The sequence below is a fragment of the Aquitalea sp. FJL05 genome (assembly GCF_003852595.1).
In the GTDB taxonomy this organism is placed as follows: Bacteria; Pseudomonadota; Gammaproteobacteria; order Burkholderiales; family Chromobacteriaceae; genus Aquitalea; species Aquitalea aquatilis.
The window spans coordinates 157,357-174,975 of record NZ_QAJS01000009.1 but is presented as its reverse complement, the minus strand read 5'-3'; the positions used below and the strand labels follow the sequence as shown (position 1 = coordinate 174,975).

General features: G+C 60.8%; 18 protein-coding genes. 7 read left to right on the top strand and 11 right to left on the bottom strand.

Annotated elements, in window-relative coordinates; all coding sequences use genetic code 11:
- Nucleotides 1-323: 323 nt before the first annotated feature.
- Both DBR44_RS08895 and DBR44_RS08890 read left to right on the top strand, forming a co-directional pair.
- Nucleotides 324-2,036 carry a PHA/PHB synthase family protein gene (locus DBR44_RS08895; RefSeq protein WP_370449641.1) on the top strand — a complete coding sequence of 571 codons (1,713 nt, stop codon included), beginning with the start codon at nucleotides 324-326 and terminating at the stop codon, nucleotides 2,034-2,036.
- Between the two features lie 79 nt (nucleotides 2,037-2,115).
- Nucleotides 2,116-3,297 (top strand): acetyl-CoA C-acetyltransferase, encoded by a 1,182-nt coding sequence (locus tag DBR44_RS08890; protein ID WP_124643722.1) that lies wholly within the window; start codon nucleotides 2,116-2,118, stop codon nucleotides 3,295-3,297.
- A 236-nt stretch (nucleotides 3,298-3,533) separates the two neighbouring features.
- On the opposite strand, the gene DBR44_RS08885 is transcribed toward DBR44_RS08890, so the two are convergent.
- A complete protein-coding gene (locus DBR44_RS08885) occupies nucleotides 3,534-3,881 on the bottom strand; it encodes a YkgJ family cysteine cluster protein (RefSeq protein ID WP_124643721.1) in 348 nt (115 codons plus the stop codon).
- A gap of 76 nt (nucleotides 3,882-3,957) precedes the next feature.
- Between DBR44_RS08885 and DBR44_RS08880 the strand changes: the two genes are divergently transcribed.
- Complete coding sequence (locus DBR44_RS08880; RefSeq protein ID WP_124643720.1) at nucleotides 3,958-5,175, top strand: alkaline phosphatase family protein; 1,218 nt, start codon at nucleotides 3,958-3,960, stop codon at nucleotides 5,173-5,175.
- A gap of 57 nt (nucleotides 5,176-5,232) precedes the next feature.
- Nucleotides 5,233-5,613 carry a putative zinc-binding protein gene (locus tag DBR44_RS08875; RefSeq protein WP_124643719.1) on the top strand — a complete coding sequence of 127 codons (381 nt, stop codon included), beginning with the start codon at nucleotides 5,233-5,235 and terminating at the stop codon, nucleotides 5,611-5,613.
- On the opposite strand, the gene DBR44_RS08870 is transcribed toward DBR44_RS08875, so the two are convergent.
- The 4 genes from DBR44_RS08870 to DBR44_RS08855 form a co-directional block, all read right to left on the bottom strand.
- The gene (locus tag DBR44_RS08870; RefSeq protein WP_124643718.1) at nucleotides 5,605-6,663 is read right to left on the bottom strand and encodes a hypothetical protein; all 1,059 of its coding nucleotides are present in this window, start codon (nucleotides 6,661-6,663) and stop codon (nucleotides 5,605-5,607) included. The genes DBR44_RS08875 and DBR44_RS08870 overlap by 9 nt on opposite strands.
- A gap of 256 nt (nucleotides 6,664-6,919) precedes the next feature.
- Nucleotides 6,920-7,858 (bottom strand): alpha/beta fold hydrolase, encoded by a 939-nt coding sequence (locus tag DBR44_RS08865; RefSeq protein ID WP_124643717.1) that lies wholly within the window; start codon nucleotides 7,856-7,858, stop codon nucleotides 6,920-6,922.
- A gap of 100 nt (nucleotides 7,859-7,958) precedes the next feature.
- Nucleotides 7,959-8,687 carry a pseudouridine synthase gene (locus DBR44_RS08860; RefSeq protein WP_124643716.1) on the bottom strand — a complete coding sequence of 243 codons (729 nt, stop codon included), beginning with the start codon at nucleotides 8,685-8,687 and terminating at the stop codon, nucleotides 7,959-7,961.
- Nucleotides 8,688-9,146: 459 nt separating this feature from the next.
- Nucleotides 9,147-10,100, bottom strand: a complete 954-nt coding sequence (locus tag DBR44_RS08855; protein WP_124643715.1) for a DMT family transporter — start codon at nucleotides 10,098-10,100, stop codon at nucleotides 9,147-9,149.
- Between the two features lie 222 nt (nucleotides 10,101-10,322).
- Between DBR44_RS08855 and DBR44_RS08850 the strand changes: the two genes are divergently transcribed.
- On the top strand, nucleotides 10,323-11,828 hold the full coding sequence (locus DBR44_RS08850; protein ID WP_124643714.1) for an amidase: 1,506 nt from the start codon (nucleotides 10,323-10,325) through the stop codon (nucleotides 11,826-11,828).
- Here DBR44_RS08850 and DBR44_RS08845 read toward each other — a convergent pair.
- From DBR44_RS08845 to DBR44_RS08825, 5 genes are read right to left on the bottom strand one after another with little or no spacing between them, the layout of a single operon-like run.
- On the bottom strand, nucleotides 11,825-12,436 hold the full coding sequence (locus tag DBR44_RS08845; RefSeq protein ID WP_124643713.1) for a membrane integrity-associated transporter subunit PqiC: 612 nt from the start codon (nucleotides 12,434-12,436) through the stop codon (nucleotides 11,825-11,827). The two genes, DBR44_RS08850 and DBR44_RS08845, sit on opposite strands and share 4 nt — an antisense overlap.
- Nucleotides 12,433-14,091 carry an intermembrane transport protein PqiB gene (locus DBR44_RS08840; RefSeq protein WP_124643712.1) on the bottom strand — a complete coding sequence of 553 codons (1,659 nt, stop codon included), beginning with the start codon at nucleotides 14,089-14,091 and terminating at the stop codon, nucleotides 12,433-12,435. The genes DBR44_RS08845 and DBR44_RS08840 overlap by 4 nt, the downstream gene beginning before the upstream one ends.
- Nucleotides 14,084-14,725: a paraquat-inducible protein A gene (locus DBR44_RS08835; RefSeq protein WP_124643711.1), complete on the bottom strand. Its 642-nt coding sequence runs from the start codon at nucleotides 14,723-14,725 to the stop codon at nucleotides 14,084-14,086. Before DBR44_RS08835 ends, DBR44_RS08840 begins: the two co-directional genes overlap by 8 nt.
- Nucleotides 14,707-15,339, bottom strand: a complete 633-nt coding sequence (locus DBR44_RS08830) for a paraquat-inducible protein A (protein WP_233578436.1) — start codon at nucleotides 15,337-15,339, stop codon at nucleotides 14,707-14,709. Before DBR44_RS08830 ends, DBR44_RS08835 begins: the two co-directional genes overlap by 19 nt.
- Before the next feature lie 12 nt (nucleotides 15,340-15,351).
- On the bottom strand, nucleotides 15,352-15,675 hold the full coding sequence (locus DBR44_RS08825) for a helix-hairpin-helix domain-containing protein (protein WP_124643709.1): 324 nt from the start codon (nucleotides 15,673-15,675) through the stop codon (nucleotides 15,352-15,354).
- 150 nt (nucleotides 15,676-15,825) lie between these two features.
- On the opposite strand from DBR44_RS08825, the gene DBR44_RS08820 reads away from it, so the two are divergent.
- Together DBR44_RS08820 and DBR44_RS08815 are read left to right on the top strand one after the other, a co-directional pair.
- The gene (locus tag DBR44_RS08820) at nucleotides 15,826-16,158 is read left to right on the top strand and encodes a DUF2249 domain-containing protein (RefSeq protein WP_124643708.1); all 333 of its coding nucleotides are present in this window, start codon (nucleotides 15,826-15,828) and stop codon (nucleotides 16,156-16,158) included.
- Between the two features lie 281 nt (nucleotides 16,159-16,439).
- Nucleotides 16,440-16,745: a glycine zipper domain-containing protein gene (locus tag DBR44_RS08815; RefSeq protein ID WP_124643707.1), complete on the top strand. Its 306-nt coding sequence runs from the start codon at nucleotides 16,440-16,442 to the stop codon at nucleotides 16,743-16,745.
- A 69-nt stretch (nucleotides 16,746-16,814) separates the two neighbouring features.
- Here the strand turns inward: DBR44_RS08815 and DBR44_RS08810 are convergent, their stop codons facing one another.
- The gene (locus DBR44_RS08810) at nucleotides 16,815-17,591 is read right to left on the bottom strand and encodes a TSUP family transporter (protein WP_199731002.1); all 777 of its coding nucleotides are present in this window, start codon (nucleotides 17,589-17,591) and stop codon (nucleotides 16,815-16,817) included.
- Nucleotides 17,592-17,619 lie beyond the last annotated feature (28 nt).

The following is a 17,619-nucleotide window of genomic DNA, read 5'->3' as shown; positions in this document are numbered from 1 at the left end:
TGCCGGTACAGTCGGCGGCGGTAACCGGGGGTTATGTTTTACGGCAATTGGGTTAAGGACATGGACATGATTTGTGCATTGCCGCAACAGCCCTTCCCTCGCTGTGGATTTTTTCCATCCGGCCTACCTTCACCCGGTGAAAATGTCATACAGTCCTGTTACAGTCAGCGAGTACCCCCTGGCGGCGGCACACCCCGACCGACCCGGGCAGGACGTATCCATCCACCTCTCACGGCATGTTAAGGAGATTTACCTTGACTCAGGACACGACCACTTCCCTGGAGAGCTTCTTCTCCAGCCTCTCCGAGGCCAATCAGCAGTGGATGCAGCAGTTTGTCAATTCGATGACCGCAGGCATGCCGCTGGACGCGGCCGCCAATCCGATTTCCGGCGCCTGGAACCAGATGGTGAACAACACCAATCAGCTGCTGGCCATGCAAACCAATCTGTACCAGCAGCAGATGAATATGTGGATGCAGTTTCTGGGCCAGAAGGCCCCCGCCGCCGGTGCCGCACCGGCCGCACCGGCCGCACCCGCAGGTGACCGCCGCTTCGCCGCCCCGGAATGGAATGAACACCCCTTTTACAGCTTCCTCAAGCAAAGCTATCTGCAGACATCCAAATGGATGACCGAGCTGGTCGATCAATCCCAGCTGGAAGAAGAATCCAAGGAAAAACTGGCTTTTGCCACCCGTCAGTATCTGGACGCGATGGCCCCCACCAACTTCATGCTGACCAACCCGGAAGTGATCAAGCGGGCGCTGGAAACCAAGGGCGAAAGCCTGGTGGAAGGCATGAAGAACATGGCCGATGACTTCCAGAAGGGCCATATCTCGATGTCGGACGAAAGCAAGTTCGAGATCGGCAAGAATATCGCCACCACCCCCGGCGAAGTGGTGTTCCGCAATGAGCTGATCGAACTGATCCAGTACACGCCGACCACCAGCGAAGTGTACGAAAAGCCGCTGCTGATCGTACCGCCCTGCATCAACAAGTACTACCTGATGGACCTGCAGCCGGACAACTCCATGGTGCGTCACTTTGTCGCCCAGGGTTACAAGGTATTCCTGATCAGCTGGCGTTCTGCCGTCCCGGAAATGAAGCATTTCACCTGGGAAAGCTATATCGAGAAGGGTGTGATTGCCGCTGCGGAAACCGTGAAGAAAATCACCAAGCAGCCCAGCATGAACGCACTGGGCTTCTGTGTCGGTGGCGTCATCCTCAATACCTCGCTGTGCGTCATGCAGGCCAGGGGCATCAAGCTGATCGACAGTGCCACCTTCATGACCTCGCTGATCGACCACGAAGATCCGGGCGAGATCAAGGTCTTCATCGATGACAAGCTGGTACAGAGCCGCGAGGCCAAGCTGGCCCATGGCGGCATCATCAGCGGCAAGGAAATCGGCCGTACTTTTGCCAGCCTGCGTGCCAACGATCTGGTGTGGAACTATGTAGTCAACAACTACCTGATGGGCAAGACCCCGGCACCGTTCGACCTCTTGTACTGGAACAACGACGCAGTCGACCTGCCGTTGCCGATGCATACCTTCTTCCTGCGCCAGTTCTACCTGAACAATGCGCTGGTCAAGAAAAACGCCATCACCCTGTGCGACGTGCCCATCGACATCAGCAAGCTGGACATTCCGCTCTATGTATTTGCTGCGCGCGAAGACCACATCGTACCGTGGAAGTCGGCCTTCTCCGGCATCAAGTACCTGACCGGAGCCGCCTCGCGCCGCTTTGTGCTGGGTGCATCCGGCCACATCGCCGGCTCCATCAACCCGGTGACCAAGGACAAGCGCAACTACTGGGTGAATGAAAACCTGCCGGAGGATCCGGAAGCCTGGCTGGAAGGTGCGGAAAGCCGCCCGGGTAGCTGGTGGAAAGACTGGGACAACTGGCTTGCCCCGCAGTCCGGCAAAAAGGTTGCCGCGCCCAAGACTGCCGGCAGCAAGGAATTCCCGGCACTGGTCGCAGCACCTGGCACTTACGTTCTGGCCAAGGCCATGCCCAGCACGGTAGCCAGCCTGCAATAATCACCTGATGCCCGGCGCATGAACGCCGGGCACTGGCTCCAGACAGGGGCCACCCCAAAACCATAACGGAGAATTAACTATGCAAGATGTCGTAATTGTTGCAGCCCTGCGTACTGCCGTAGGCAGCTTTGGTGGTGCACTGGCCAAGGTTCCGGCTCCGGAACTGGGCGCGACCGTCATCAAGGGCCTGCTGGCCCAGACCGGCGTCAAGCCGGAAGACGTCAGCGAAGTGATTCTGGGTCAGGTACTCACCGCCGGTGCCGGCCAGAACCCGGCCCGCCAGGCCCTGATCAAGGCTGGCCTGCCCATCTCCACTCCGGCGTCCACCCTCAATGTGGTATGTGGCTCCGGCCTGCGCGCCGTGCATCTGGCAGCCCAGGCCATTGCCAATGGCGATGCCGAAATCGTGATTGCCGGTGGCCAGGAAAGCATGTCGCTGTCGCCGCACATCCTGCCGGGCTCGCGTGACGGCTTCCGCATGGGCAATGCCCAATTGGTGGACACCATGGTGGCTGACGGCCTGACCGATGCCTACAACCAGTACCACATGGGCATCACCGCCGAAAACGTGGCCGAAAAATACGGTATCAGCCGCGAAGAACAGGATGCACTGGCACTGGCCTCGCAAAACCGCGCTGAAGCTGCTCAGAAAGCCGGCAAGTTCAAGGATGAAATCGTTCCGGTCCTGGTGCCGCAGCGCAAGGGCGATCCGGTAGCAGTCGATGCCGACGAATACATCAAGGTCGGCACCACGGCCGAAACGCTGGCCAAGCTGCGCCCGGCCTTCAAGAAAGATGGCACCGTGACCGCCGGCAACGCCTCCGGCATCAATGATGGCGCGGCCGCCGTCATGCTGATGACTGCAGCCAAGGCCGACCAACTGGGCCTGAAGCCGCTGGCCGTGATTCGTGGCTACGCCCTCACCGGCTGCGCCCCGGAAATCATGGGTATCGGCCCGGTTGCCGCCACCCGCAAGGCTGTGGAAAAAGCCGGCTGGACGGTAGAGCAGCTGGATCTGGTAGAAGCCAACGAAGCCTTTGCCGCACAGGCACTGGGCGTCGCCCGTGAACTGGGCTGGTCTGCCGACAAGGTCAACGTCAATGGCGGCGCCATTGCACTGGGCCACCCGATTGGTGCCTCCGGCTGCCGCGTACTGGTGACCTTGCTGCACGAAATGCAGCGTCGCGATGCCAAGAAAGGCCTGGCTACCCTGTGTATCGGCGGCGGCATGGGTGTTGCACTGGCGGTAGAACGTCCGTAAGCAGCAAAACCTGACTTGCCATACCAAGAAACCGGGCGCACAGCCCGGTTTCTTCATGGGTGGCCACCCACAAAAAAACCCCGGCACTCTGGCCGGGGCAGGTTCGGTCAACCGCCCTGCTGGCTGACCGAGGTGGAGACTTCACACCGCCAGACAATCCACTCTGCAATACTGTCTGGAAGGTTTCTTCAGCATAGATGGGACCGGGAAATTTCCCAGCGCAATATAACCGGCCTTCAGTCCAGTTGCAGTGGCGGCAAGCCATGCTGGGCACGCGCCCGATTACACGCTTCTTCATATACGCCGATGCTGGCACGCGCACCGAATTCACGGCAGGGGGATGGTCGCTCACTGTAAATGCCACAGCTAACCGACTCACCCACCTTGCCGATCAGGGCAATGCAGCGCGGGCGGGCATAATCGGTGCCACGCATGCGTACCGTGCTGCGGGTTTCCTCATCGGCCAGCCGCGCAGGCACCCGACCACCCGGTTCACTATCCAGTTCGGAATGATGAAAGCTGACACGGAATGCAGCGCAACAGGCCCCGCAGCGTTGACATATGTTTTGCTCGGATGAAGGCATAGCGGGAAACAGAGAATTCAAGAGGCCACAGTATGCCTGTAAGCTGGGGGAAATTCAGCAGCCTTGCGAGCCTTGCATGCCCTCCTTGCTTTCTAACCTCTGCCCCGGCAGCCACTGGCCCGATTACCACGGCGGCAGCCTGCTCAACCTGACCGCCAGCCTGTCCAGCGAACTGGGCGGCCCACAAACCGGCGTCCCGGCACTCTGCCAGCCATGGCTGGCGGGCATTGGCCGGCACCGCCATGTGGTATTGATCCTGATCGACGGGCTGGGCACACGGCAGCTGGCCGGTCTGGGGCCGCGCAGCCAGCTGTACCACCATCAGCTTGCCACGCTGACCTCAGTCTTTCCGGCCACCACCGCAGCAGCCATTACCAGCCTGATGACCGGCCAGTCCCCTGCCAGCCATGGCCTGGTGGGTTGGCACCTGTACAGCGATGGCGGCGGCAATACGCCAGCGGAAATTGTCGCGCCACTGCCACTCACCGTGCGCCACCCGGCCAATAGCAGGTCTACGCCACAGGAACTGGCCAGTCGCCTGCTGGTTTGCCCGCCCTTGCTGCCACAACTCGGCCGGTGGGTGCAGATACTACAGCCGCACTACATTGCCGACTCCCTCTACAGCCTGCACCATGCCGGTTCGGCCCAGCGCCGCAGCTATCGCAGCCTGGACGAGGCTTTCACACTGCTGGCTGCCTGCCTGAAAACAGAAACAGCACCCTATTTTCATTATCTGTATCTGCCGCAACTGGACAGCCTGATGCACCGTCACGGCACGCACAGCAGCGCGGTGGGCGAGCTGTTCGCGCAGATTGACCAGGGATTTGCCAGCCTGGCCGCCATTGCCGACCAGGCTGATTGCGTCTTGCTGGCCACGGCCGATCATGGCTTTATCGACACGCCACGTCAGCGGCAGATCAGCCTGGACGAAGAATTTCCCGCGCTGTACGCCATGCTGGCCCAACCCTTGTCTGGCGAACGGCGCGCGGTGTTTTGCCATCTCCAGCCCGGTTTGCAGCAGCGCTTCATCAGCCTGGCACAACAGCAAATAGGCCACGCCTGCTGGGTGATCGAGAGTGAACAGCTGCTGGCTGGCGGCGCGTTCGGCCCAGGCCCTGAGCATCCGCAACTGGCGCAACGCATGGGTGAGGTCACCCTGCTGGCCAAGGAGGACTGGAGTATTCGCGATACGCTGCCACAGGAAAAACCGCTCTATCTACCCGGCCAGCACGGTGGGGTAACCGCGGCGGAAATGACCGTGCCGCTCATCCTGCGCCTACCCCGGAAGGATTAGCGCCCATCCTGCCTGCGGCGAATACCACAGGCAGGGCAGCACATCACACAATGGGGCATGACAAAACCGAATCTTCCCTTGGTCTATGCCTGTTCCGGCTGCTCCAGTGCAGCGCAGATGGCCAATGACCTTGCCCTGCGTCTGGACCGCGCAGGATTGGCCGAGATGTCCTGCATCGCCGGTGTAGGGGGAGGTGTGGCCGCACTGGTCAGGCTGGCACAATCCGGCAGGCCGATACTGGCACTGGATGGCTGCCGACTGGCCTGCGTGCAGGCATGCCTGCAGCGGGTCGACGTCACGGCAGACCACACGCTGTTGCTGTCGGAGCTGGGAGTCATCAAGCGCAAGCATCAGGCTTATGCCACCGAACAAGCCGAGGAAATCTGGCCCCTGCTCAGTGCACTTGCCAACAGTCTGGCCACGACGGCGTCAGAATAAGCCGCTTTGTTGCTGTTGCTGCTGCAGGCTGGCCAACTCGTCGGCAAACTGCAGCTCCAGCTCGCGCAATTGCTGGCGATTGACATGCACCGGCATGATGGCACGCGAGACCGGCTGCAATTGACCCAGCACCACATGTTCGTAACTGAGGGCGGTCACGTCGTCGGCATCCGGCCGCTCATGCCGTACGCCCATGCGGTTGAGGTAGATGGTTTCGGCATCAATACGGAAAAACTCTGCCGGCTGCTCCAGCACCTGGCATACCACGTCCAGTATGCCGCTCAGTTCCGCCAGACCGGCCAGCGGCTGCAACTGCTGCTGCAAAGCCGCCTCTTGCTGGCGCAAACCGGCCTCGTCAGCCGGCAAGCCTTGCGAGCCGGAAGAGGCATTGCCAGTCGCATCAATCACCTTGCCGCCGCCCCGTGCAATGGTCAGCAGCTTGAGCTGTATCTGCTCCAGCTCGCTTTGCAGGTCCAGCCGCATCTGCTGCAGCAACCTGAGACGGCGGCCAATGACGGCCACCAGCACCGCCAGCCCGCGCTGACTGACGTTCTGTTGCAAGTCTTCCTGGCTGGCCGACGGGTCCATCAACTGGTGCTGATCAAAGCTGACCACCAGTTGTGCCACATCGCTACGCACTTCGCCGTTGTACTCGACCATGCCGAAACGGGCTGTCTCGCTGCGGCTCATGCTCATCATGGCCCAGGCATCATCGCCCTTGCTGGCCGACAGGAAGAAGTCTCCCAGCGCGGCACTACTCTTGAGGAACAGCAACAGGCTGAGCGGACTGGAAAACAGCAGGCCAAGGCGACGGTCAGTAGCAAATCCGCGCAAGGACAACTCCACCGGCTCGATACGCTGCCAGGGTAGGCTTGCCAGATAATCCAGCGAGCGCTGCATGCCGGGTAGCAAGCGTTGCTGATAAGCAGACAACAGGCGCAGACGGGCATCGCTGCCATCCACCACGGCTTCAATAGCCTGCAACAAGGTGGCCTTGCGCTGCCGGGATGCCGAATCCAGCTCCAGTTTTTGCCATAGCCAGTCGAACATCGGCCTACTCCCTTCACAAAAGACAGCAGTCCCAATGATGGCCAGCTATCCCAAATTATTTTCATGGCCCCGCGCATTCAGGGTGTTTGCCTGCTTAGGCAAAGGCGGGAAGAAACGGCACTGGCAGCCAGAAAATCAGCCCACCCAACACCGCAGGCCGAGCAGAACGGCCTAGGGCCTGCGCCGCAGAAAACATAGTGTTAACAGGCCCGAGCTACAGCATGCCCGTTTTTTACCGGCCTGCTGTAGCGCAGCATCAAACTTGTGGCGAACGGCCTTGCAAAATGTCTTGCAGGGCCGTTAGCGTCTGCACGGCGAACACCACCGGCAACACATGGGTGCCGCCATCGATGGTAATCAGTGGCGCATCCAGCAAGAGCGCCAAGCGCTGACCAATGTCCAGCGGGAAAATTTCGTCTTGCGACCCCCAAATCACGGCAACCGGCATCGCCAGCGGCAGGGAGTAGCGCTCCAGATGCTGTTGCTGGCGCGTGGCCAGCTCCTGCATCAGCGCGCGCAGCTGCGGCGCGCGGTCACGGTAATAGAATTGCCAGACATCCTTGAGCAAGAACTGTGGAGCGCGTGCCAGCGGACTGCCCACCATCGCCATCATGCGCGCCACGCCCTGCGGGTCGTCCGGTACGAACAGCTGCGCGGCCGATGCCACCTGGGCACGTAGCAGCAAGTCTTGCTGATCTTCCGGGGTATACACCATGCCGGGCGAGGCCATGATCACCAGCTGCGATACCTGCTGCGGCAAACGCCGCGCCAGTTCCAACGCAACAAAACCACCGTAGGACAAGCCCACCAGTTGCACGGGGCCGGTGATGCGCGCACGAATCAACGCCTCCAGTGCATCGGCCTGCGCCATCAACGAAGGTTCACCAGCCGCATGGCTGCGGCCGAACCACAGCAAGTCCGGCACCAGCACATGGTGACGCCGGATCAGCCCGGCCATCACCCGCCCCCAGCTGGCCGAGCCATCACCGCCAAAACCGTGAATCAGCAGCACGCTGCTGCCCTGCCCGCCCTCCAGAAAGGCCAGCTCGCCCTGCTCCAGCAGCAAATGACGGCTGCGAAAGCCGGCCAGCCGCAAATAGACCCGGACCATGTACTGACCGGTAGCAGAAGGAAAACAGCAGGCCAGCACCACAGCGGCCAACAACAACAGCAGGGGAATGAGATAGGCGTTCATGACGGTGATGATGTCATGCCCGCCTTACAAATCCAAGTCAGCCGCCACCATGCAAAACGGCGACCATCAGTCGCCGTGTTTGCCCGAGACATGCCGCCGCTCAGAACATCTCGTCGTCACGCAGGTAACGCCATTGCCCGGTCGGCAGATTGCCCAGCTTGATGGTGCCGATACGGATACGCTTCAGCCCCACCACACGCAAGCCCACCAGCTCGCACATGCGGCGGATCTGGCGCTTCTTGCCTTCGCGCAGGACAAAGCGCAACTGGTCTTCGTTCTGCCAGGCAACTTCCGCCGGCTTCAGCGCCTCGCCATCCAGCGACAGGCCATGATTGAGCAGTGCCAGGCCACGCTCGTCCAGCTCACCGGTCACACGAACCAGGTATTCCTTTTCCACCTCGGAGTTCTCGCCGATGATGTGCTTGGCGACACGACCATCCTGTGTCAGCACCAGCAGGCCGACCGAATCGATATCCAGCCGCCCGGCCGGGGCCAGGCCGCGCAGATGGGCAGGAATGAAGCGTTTCTTGCTCGGGTCTTCCGTCCAGTGATTGTCGGGCTTCACCAGCGTCACCGCCGGTTGATAACCCTTTTCGGCCTGACCGGAGACATAGCCCATCGGCTTGTTCAGCAGAATGGTGACACGGGAAGATTGCGCATCCTGCGCCTTCTTCAGTACTTCGATGGTGTTGTGCGGCAGCACTTTCTGGCCAAGCACGGCCACTTCGCCGTCTACCTTGACCCAGCCTTGCTCGATATAGCTGTCCGCCTCGCGACGGGAACAGATGCCCAGCTCGGCCATACGCTTGGAAAGGCGCACGGGTTCCATTGGATAATCCTGTAATAAAAAAAGCGGGTAGCGCCGGGTGTCATGCCGCCACGGGCCATTCCCGTCCGCTGCATGCCGCCATCGGCACAGCCGCTGTTGATCTGCCGCCATTGTAGGGGATAGACCGCCGACTGACCATGATTTACGCGGATTCAGGCGACTACCGCCACGGCAGGGCGCTGGCGGCGATGTCATTCCGACATCGAGTACGGCAGTGAAAAAGTAAAATCAGGGAGAACGGCAGACAAGAAAATGCCCGGTGAGTCGGGGAGGATTCACCGGGCCGAGCTATAGCCAATACTGAAGAGGAACAAAAGCCAGAGGTACTTCAACAACAAGCAAAAATAAGGTTGGCAGGTACTACAGGAGATCCAATAAGTACGGGCACTGCCAACAGAGCTAACTTTAGTCGCTGTTTACACTTTTAACCATCCGTAAAAATCCGTAGTCAAAACCACATTATTTGGCGGCCGACAGCTTTGCCGGCTGGTGAGCGGCAGCAACAAGAGCACGACGGCTGAGCGAGCCAAGCACAATGCCGGAAAAAATTGCAGCCAAGCCAGCCACATGATACCAGCGCAAATCCTCACCCAGCAGCAGGATGGACTGCAGCGCACCGAAGGCCGGCATCAGATAGAGAAAAGCAGCGGCCTTGGCCGCACCCACCTGGGCAATGGCGCGGTTATACATCAGGAAGGCCAGCACCGAAGGGAAAATGCCCAGATACAGCAAGCAGCCCATGACGGAGCCGGACAGCAGATGAAAGCCGCCGGCCTGCCAGGTTTCCGCCACAAAAGCCGGCAGCAGTAGCACCTCGCCCACCAGCAGCAGCACCATCATCATGACCAGCGGGTCCAGCCCGGGCAATAGCGTACGCAAACCAAGCGTATACACCGCCCAGCACAGCCCGGCAGCCAGCACCAGCAGGTCGCCGCTACTGAACTGGAAATGACTCATGCCCAGCAGATTGCCTTTGAGTACGATCAGCAAGGCCCCTGCCAGTGCCAGGCCCATGCCACCCCACTGACGCCGACTCAGCCGCTGCCGGAAATACAGGGAGCCCAGTACCAGCACCATCATCGGCGTGGCGCTATTGAGAATGACGGCATTGGTGGCGGTGGTGCTACGTACCGCAACATAGACCAGCGTATTGGTCAGCCCGATACCGAACACCCCCAGCAACAGCAGCTTTTGCCACTGCTGCCTCAACAGAGGCCAGGCGCGGGCCAGGCGCGGTAGCCCGAAAGGCAGCAGGCAGAGCAAGGCAGTCGCCCAGCGGCCAAAGGCCAAGCCGAAGGGACCGATCTGACCATGAATGGCGCGGGCAATGACAAAGTTGGTCGACCACAGCAGCATGGTCAGTACCAGCAGCAGATAAGCGGTGCGGGAAGACTGGGGACTTGAACGGGACATGATGACATAGCGAAATGGGTGACGGCAGAAATTTTACCCAAAGCCACTTAAACATTATTGCCAATTAAATAATTTAAAAAGCTCAATAAACCTTATTTTTTCAAATAAATGAATTTTTATTTCACATAAATAAATTCATGCGCAATCCACACCTACCAAGCCGTATTGGAGCTTGCACCAGAAGAGGCTATGCTATCGGGATTGCATAGCCCGGTGATCTCCATGGCTTTTTTCCCCGAATACGAAAACCACGACGGCATCGCGCTGGCCGCCCTGCTGGCCAAGGGCGAGATCAACAGTGCTGATTTGTTGCGGGCCGCCCAGGAGCGGATGGATCTGCACAATCCAGCAGTCAATGCCGTGCTGCTGCGCCTGGACGCACAAGCCAGCAGCCAGCCGCAACACGCTGGTGCCAGCCCCTTGGCCGGTCTGCCTATCCTGATCAAGGACTTGCAGGCAGACATCCAGGGCTGCCCTACCCGCAGCGGCAGCCGATTGTTCCAGGACCATGTCGCCACCCAGGATAGTGAGCTGATCCGTCGCTACCGCCAGGCCGGGCTGATTTTCGCTGGCAAGACCACCACGCCGGAATTCGGTCTCTATCCTTATACCGAATCCAGGCTCAGCGGTGCCACTCGCAATCCCTGGGATACCAGCCGGACGTGTGGTGGCTCCAGCGGTGGCTCGGCGGCAGCCGTGGCCAGCGGGATGGTACCCATTGCCCATGGTGGCGATGGCGGCGGCTCCATCCGCATCCCGGCATCCAATTGCGGACTGTTCGGCCTGAAACCCAGCCGTGGCCGCTCCCCTTGCGGCCCTCACCAGTCGGAGTTGTGGCAGGGCTATGCCAGCGAACACGCCCTGACCCGCAGCGTGCGCGACAGCGCCGCCATGCTGGACATCCTGTGCAAGGGCTTTGATGCAGGCGATGCCTATCACTGTCCGCCGCCAGAATCCTCTTTTCTGGCCAGCCTGCAACAACCCATCGGCAAGCTGCGCATTGCCTTTACCCGCCAGCCGTTTCTGGGCGGCAAACTGCATACCGATGGCGAGGCTGCACTCAGCCACAGCCTGCACCTGCTGCGCGATCTGGGGCATGAAGTGGAAGAAGCCCACCCGCAACTGGGCAGTGCCGATGAAATGTGTCACGCCATGCTGGTGATGATTTGCGGCGAACTGGCCTGCTTGATGCGCAACAGTCAGCGGCTATGCGGGCGCAAGGCTGATTTCCGTCTGGTCGAAGCCGACAGCTGGACGCTGGCCCGTTACGGCGAGCTGCTGTCGGCGGGAGAGTTTGCCTGGATGCGCGACTTTGCCTTGCGCCAGGGCCGCATCATGCAGGCATTCCATCAACGCTACGATGTACTGGTGACGCCGGTGCTGAATCAGCCGCCGGCAGCCATCGGCGCACTGGCCACCTCGCGCTTTGAACAATCACTGTCCACCCTGCTGCTGGGTCATCTGGGCTGGGACTGGACGCTGAAACTGAGTCGCTTGGTACCCGAGCACTCGCGCAAGCTGATGGAGTACATCGGCTGGACCATTCCCTTCAATATGAGCGGCCAGCCCGCGATGAGCGTGCCCCTGTTCTGGAATGAAGCCAATCTGCCCATCGGCACCCAGATGGCGGCGGCTTATGGCAAGGAGGCCCTGCTGCTGCAACTGGCAGCGCAACTGGAACAGGCTCAGCCCTGGTTCCAGCGCCGGCCGCCGCTACGCCAGGGCTAGCCTGCGGCCGGGCGCAACCAGTCCGGGTGGGCGGCCAGGGCTTCGGCGATCTGGCTGCTCATGCCATCCAGCAATACTTGCTGTGCCGCCACCAAGGCCGCCTGTTCGCTACCGGCCACGGCCTGGCGCTGGCTGAAATAACCTTGCAGTACCGGTGCAGCCTGACCATGCCGGGCAATACGCCAGGCGGCAGTCAGCAATGCGCCCTGCCCCGGCTGCAAGCGGAACTCGCGCACGTCCAGCTGCAATGTCAGATCTGCCCGTGCCAGGCTGAGTTGCGGCGCGGCGTAGACACCAGACAGGCCAAGCCGGCGCGACAGATTGAGCGCCAGCGCCTGTGTCAACAAGCGGGACAGGCTGGCCGTCCAGTAGTCACGCTCCTGGATCTGCGGCTGCCCCTGACGGTCTTCCAGCAGCAATTGCGGCCGGTCCACACTGGCGGGCAGGCTGACCGCTTCAACCAGGATCACTGCTCCGGCCTGCGGCTGCCCCTGTGCCGGCAGGCCGGCCTGCAACTGGTGGTAACGCAGCGGCGCCGAGCTGCAGGCAGCCAGTAGCAGCGCCAACAGCAGGCCAGTTGCGCTGCGGATAAGGGTGTTGTTGCTCATGGTTTGTTTTCCTGCTTGCCACGGATCAGCGCTTCCGGGTGGCGATCCAGATAATCACTCAGCGCGCGGAAGCTGCGGGCGGTGTCGCTGACTTCCTGCGCGGCCTTGCGCACGTCCTGCTGCAAAGGCGAATTGGCTTGCAAGGTCTGGCCAGCGGCATCCAGCGTGCGCTGCAGCTGCTGCAAGGTCTGCAGGGTTTGCGGGACCACCTTGCCATCCAGGCTTTCACCCAGCTGGCGGGTGGTGGTCAGTGTGGCATGCAGCTCCTTGATGGTGCTGTCCAGCTCCTTGCCGATGCTGTCGAACGGTACCTTGTCCAGCTTGCGGGCAATGCGCTGCAGCACGCCTTGCAGTTCTTCCAGATCGCCCGGAATGGTGGGCAGCACATCCATGCCCTGGCTGCGGCCCAGCAGGGCCGGGCGGGCATCGCGGAAGAAATCCAGCGCCACGTACAGCTGGCCGGTCAGCAGGCTGCCGGAGCGCAATTGCGCCCGCATGCCGTGCTCCACCATCTTGTCCAGTTTCAGCTGATGCAGCCTGGTTTCGTCCAGGTTGCGCGACATGCTCAGCAAACGGCTGGGATAGATGCGGATATCCACCAGCATGTTGAAGTCTTTGCGTGGCGCGTCGTATTCCATGCCGATGCTGGTCACCTCACCAATCACGATGCCACGGAAGTCCACCGGTGCACCCACGGTGAGGCCACGTACCGATTGCTGGAATTTCAGCCGCAGCGGCACCACCTCGTGATCGGGTGCCTGCATCGCCTGTTCGCGGGTATTGGACAAGGAGAAGGCGCTACTGGCCGCGGCCGGCTTGCCTTCTTGCACGCTGGCCGGGGTTTCGAATGCCACCCCGCCCAGCATGATGGCGCTGAGCGACTGGGTATTCACTTTCAGACCATTGGCAGAGACCGACAGATCAACCCCGCTGGCGTGCCAGAAACGGCTGTCTTCGGTGACAAAGTGATCATACGGCGCATTGATGAATACCGTGATGTCGACATTGCGGCCCTGCTTGCCCAACTGGTAAGCCACCACCTGCCCCACCGGCACCCGCCGGAAATAGACTGGCGCGCCAATGTCCAGCGAACCCAGCTCCGTGGCCTTAAGGACAAACTGGCGGCCGGGCAGATCGCCGGTGAGAATCGGCGGCACTTCCAGCCCGGTAAAGTGCTGGCTCATCTCGCTGCTCTTGCCGGCATCCATGCCGACATAGGCGCCGGACAACAGCGTTCCCAGGCCGGATACGCTGCCACCGGCGATACGCGGCCGCACGATCCAGAAACGGCTGTCGTGGGCCAGAAAGCGCTCGGCTTCCTTGCTCAGCTGGGCCGTGGCCTCGATATTCTTGCTATCCGGGCTGATGCGCACAGCCGTCACTTCGCCGATTTCCACATCCTTGTACTTGATGCGGGTCTTGCCGGCCTCCAGCCCTTCGCCACTACGGAAGGTAATGGTAATGGTCGGGCCGCGCGACAGGACAGCCTGTACCGCCAGATAGCCACCAATCAAGGCAGCCACCAGCGGAATCAGCCAGACCAGCGAGGGCGACCAACGGCTGGGGCGGCTGCTGTCGGCTACCGCCAGCGGCACGGCATCAGCCTGGGCAGGCAGACCGTCATTCCCGGTCTGCGGTGTGTGCTTGTCACTCATCATCATCCTCGAAAACATCCCAGATCAGTCTGGGATCAAAATGCATGGCCGACAGCATGGTCAGTACCACGACGGCACCAAAGGCAATCGCCCCCGGCCCGGCCTTGATGGTGGCCAGCGACTGCAACTGCACCAGCGCCACCAGCAGGCCAACAACATAAATATCCAGCATCGACCACGGCCCCACCACCTCCAGCAAGCGGTACAAGCGGGTACGCTGGCGTGGTGCCCAGCGCGAGCGCCAGTGCACGGTGAGCAAGAGCAGCAGCATGGACAGTATCTTCAGCAAAGGCACCAGCACACTGGCAATGAACACCACCAGCGCCAGCGGCCAGGAGCCGCCCTGCCACAGATACACCACCCCGCTCATGATGGTGTCGCGCTGGGTGCCGGACAGCATCTCGGTCAGCATGATGGGCATGAGATTGGCCGGGATATAGCAGATCACCGCGGCAATCAGGAAGGCCCAGGCGTATTGCAGGCTGTGCGGCTTGCGCGGGTGCAACGCTGCGCCACAGCGCGGACAATGCCAGGCAGCCTGTTGCGCCGCAGCCGGCAGGCGGCATAACAGACTGCAACCGTGACAGCTCCACAAACCGTGGCGGGCGGCGGTCTTCAGCGGGTAGCGCGGCATGCCTGATAGCGCTCCCATAGCAAGCCAGCATCAAAGCGGCTGGCGCTGCCCGCCAGCAGCAGAATCAGTGCGAAAAACGACCACAGGCCGATGCCGGGATGCACTGCCGCCATGTGGGCCAGCTTGACCAGCGACACCAGCACGCCCAGCAGAAAGACCTCCACCATGCCCCAGGGATGCAGAATGCGCACCAGCCGCATCACGGCAGCAAAGCCACGCGGCGCACGCCCCAGCGATAGCGGCAGCAACAGATAGAGCAGGCAGAGCAGCTCCAGCCCCGGCAGCAACACGCCAGTCAGCAAGACCAGCAAGGCCACCGGCTGCATTTGCTGCTGGGATAGCTGCCAGGCAGTGCCGAGCAAGGTAGTGGCGGTACGCACGCCGCCGGCCTCCAGCCCGACCACGGGAAAGACATTGGCCAGCACGAATACCAGCAGACCGGCCACGACCAGCGCCAGCGAAGTGGCAGGCTGATAGCCAGGGCCAGGCAGCAGGCGGCAACCACAGCGGGCACAGCAAACGCCATGGGCGGCATGTGCAGGTGCGGTCTGCAGCAGATCGCATTCGTGGCAGGCCAGCACCGACGCATCGGCCAAGGGAACAGAAGAGTTCATCATCATGACTGCCTATTGTACAAGCGGCCAGGCAGGCCCGACAGCCCGGGAGGCAAGCTCCGCCTTGCGCTGTGCCGTGAAGTGCCACCACGGCAGGGCCTGATCCTGCTGCAGGTAATGGGTGACCGCGATGAAAACATCCAGCACGCAAGGATCATGCCGCTTACCGCTTTGCTGGCACAGGGCCTGGTAAAGCAAATAGGGGTCTGCCTGACGCAACGACTGCGGGTTGTCGTGCCCCAGCAAGTGAAAATCCGCTGCCATGGCTGGTCCGACATTCGGCAGCTGCAACAAATCAACGGCCTCGCTGGCTGGCGGGCAGCGTGCAGGGTGCATGTCGGTTCTCCTCGCGCAATGCTTTCATCTTAAATCGACAGCGGCGGGGCGTGGGCCTTGCCGAGTGGAATTTCTTATCCTGCCTCAAGGAGCGCCCCCCTTGAGCTGCGACAAAATCCTGGCTTCACCCCCTCAAGCAGGAAGATCACCATGACTACGCTCTCCCCCCAACTGAATACCAGCTATCTGTTTGATGCGCGCGGTATTGCCAAACGCTTTCGCCACGCCGCCATTTTTGCGGCACTGGAATCCTTGCACGATGGCGAAACCATGCGTTTCGTCAACGATCACGACCCGCTGCCGCTGCTGGAGCAGGTTAGCCAGCGCTATGGTCAGCAGATCAGCTATCGCTATGTAGACCGCTTGCCGGAGATGATTGTGATCGAATTCCAGATCCGCCTGGGCCAGCAGCAGGAAGCCGCTCCAGCCAGCGCGGGTGGCTGCGGTGGCGGCGGCGGTGGTTGCGGCTGCTCCGGTCAGTAACACCGCTGCCGGCAAGCTGTGTCCAGGCAGCATGACAATGGCTGTTGCAGGGTTTGCGCATTTACCCGGGCCGACTCTGTAACAGATTGTTATAAAACCACCCTCGCAATGTGGGATATAAAACACATTAGAAACAGATAATTAGCGAAATTTCTGCGCACAGAAATACCATGATCATTATCAGTCAAACGCTTTTCAATACTTGCTAACATTTCACTGCTTGTCCGTTTTACCCCGCCCTTACTAGACTGCCACCACTTACTCAGTGAAAGCAGCAAATCATGCAAATGAACAAGTGGATTTCGATTATTGCCATCACGCTGGCGGCTGGTGCAGCCCAGGCTGGCTCGACAACAGATGCGATTCTTGGTGGTGCAGTAGGTGGTGCGGCCGGTGCGGCAGTGGGTAATGCGGTAGGTGGCCGCAATGGTGCCATCATCGGCAGCGCAGTTGGCGGTGCGACAGGCGTGGCCATCACCACCAAGGATCAGCGCGAAGACAGACCGGCACGCGATGAAGGACGTCGCCACCACCGTCATCACCACCACGACAATGGTCGTCACCGCGGCTGGGACAAGCACGACTGAGCTTGCCCACCAACAAAAAAGACCACGCGATTATGCGTGGTCTTTTTTCATTCAGCCGGCACGCCTGGCTCAGCCTTGCAACCAGGGCTGCAGCATGTCCCAGGCCAGCTTGCCAATCAGCACCGTGGTCAGCAGCAGGAACAACATCCGCACAAAGCCAGCCCCCTTTTTCATCGCCACCCAGGAGCCCGTCATCGCCCCCAGTACATTAAAACCGGCCATGGGAATGGCGTACTGGAACAGCACATTACCGGTGGGAATGAAAAACGCCAGCGCCGCCACATTGGTGGTGAGATTGACCACCTTGGCTGCAGCCGAGGCATGCAGGAAATCAAAGGCAAAAAAGCGGATGAACAGGAAAATCAGGAAGCTGCCGGTGCCAGGACCGAACAAGCCATCATAAAAACCGATGGCCCCACCAATGGCCATGCCCACCATCATTTCGCGCCGCCCTATCGTCACCGGCTTGTGCAATTTGCCGAAGTCCTTTTTCCACAAGGTGTACATCGCCATCAGCACCAGCAGTACCAGCACCAGCGGCCGGATGACCGACTTGGGTATGGCATTCACCGTGGCGGCACCGGCAAAGGACATGACAAAGGCGGTGATCGCCGCAGGAATCACCAGCTTCCACGGCAGGCGCACCCGCTGCAGATAGGAACGGGTGGCCGACAGCGTCCCCACTGCCGATGACATCTTGTTGGTGCCAAACAGCGTGGCTGCCGAGTATTGCGGCAAGAAGTTGAACAGCGCCGGCGTCTGGATCAGCCCGCCGCCGCCAACCGCCGCGTCAATCAAACCCGCCATGAAAGAAAAGAAACACAAGAACCCCAAAGTCAACAACATGGCCGCCTCCTGATGATGTCGCCATTGT

Bases quoted from the DNA above. Each gene is read 5' to 3' on its own strand.
- DBR44_RS08835 (WP_124643711.1), bottom strand. From the start codon at position 14,725: ATGCCGCGCTACCCGCTGAAGACCGCCGCCCGCCACGGTTTGTGGAGC.
- DBR44_RS08880 (WP_124643720.1), top strand. From the start codon at position 3,958: ATGCCCTCCTTGCTTTCTAACCTCTGCCCCGGCAGCCACTGGCCCGAT.
- DBR44_RS08845 (WP_124643713.1), bottom strand. From the start codon at position 12,436: ATGAGCAACAACACCCTTATCCGCAGCGCAACTGGCCTGCTGTTGGCG.
- DBR44_RS08825 (WP_124643709.1), bottom strand. From the start codon at position 15,675: ATGCACCCTGCACGCTGCCCGCCAGCCAGCGAGGCCGTTGATTTGTTG.
- DBR44_RS08870 (WP_124643718.1), bottom strand. From the start codon at position 6,663: ATGTTCGACTGGCTATGGCAAAAACTGGAGCTGGATTCGGCATCCCGG.
- DBR44_RS08815 (WP_124643707.1), top strand. From the start codon at position 16,440: ATGCAAATGAACAAGTGGATTTCGATTATTGCCATCACGCTGGCGGCT.
- DBR44_RS08820 (WP_124643708.1), top strand. From the start codon at position 15,826: ATGACTACGCTCTCCCCCCAACTGAATACCAGCTATCTGTTTGATGCG.
- DBR44_RS08885 (WP_124643721.1), bottom strand. From the start codon at position 3,881: ATGCCTTCATCCGAGCAAAACATATGTCAACGCTGCGGGGCCTGTTGC.
- DBR44_RS08830 (WP_233578436.1), bottom strand. From the start codon at position 15,339: ATGAACTCTTCTGTTCCCTTGGCCGATGCGTCGGTGCTGGCCTGCCAC.
- DBR44_RS08850 (WP_124643714.1), top strand. From the start codon at position 10,323: ATGGCTTTTTTCCCCGAATACGAAAACCACGACGGCATCGCGCTGGCC.
- DBR44_RS08840 (WP_124643712.1), bottom strand. From the start codon at position 14,091: ATGAGTGACAAGCACACACCGCAGACCGGGAATGACGGTCTGCCTGCC.
- DBR44_RS08890 (WP_124643722.1), top strand. From the start codon at position 2,116: ATGCAAGATGTCGTAATTGTTGCAGCCCTGCGTACTGCCGTAGGCAGC.
- DBR44_RS08810 (WP_199731002.1), bottom strand. From the start codon at position 17,591: ATGTTGTTGACTTTGGGGTTCTTGTGTTTCTTTTCTTTCATGGCGGGT.
- DBR44_RS08860 (WP_124643716.1), bottom strand. From the start codon at position 8,687: ATGGAACCCGTGCGCCTTTCCAAGCGTATGGCCGAGCTGGGCATCTGT.
- DBR44_RS08875 (WP_124643719.1), top strand. From the start codon at position 5,233: ATGACAAAACCGAATCTTCCCTTGGTCTATGCCTGTTCCGGCTGCTCC.
- DBR44_RS08855 (WP_124643715.1), bottom strand. From the start codon at position 10,100: ATGTCCCGTTCAAGTCCCCAGTCTTCCCGCACCGCTTATCTGCTGCTG.
- DBR44_RS08865 (WP_124643717.1), bottom strand. From the start codon at position 7,858: ATGAACGCCTATCTCATTCCCCTGCTGTTGTTGTTGGCCGCTGTGGTG.
- DBR44_RS08895 (WP_370449641.1), top strand. From the start codon at position 324: ATGCAGCAGTTTGTCAATTCGATGACCGCAGGCATGCCGCTGGACGCG.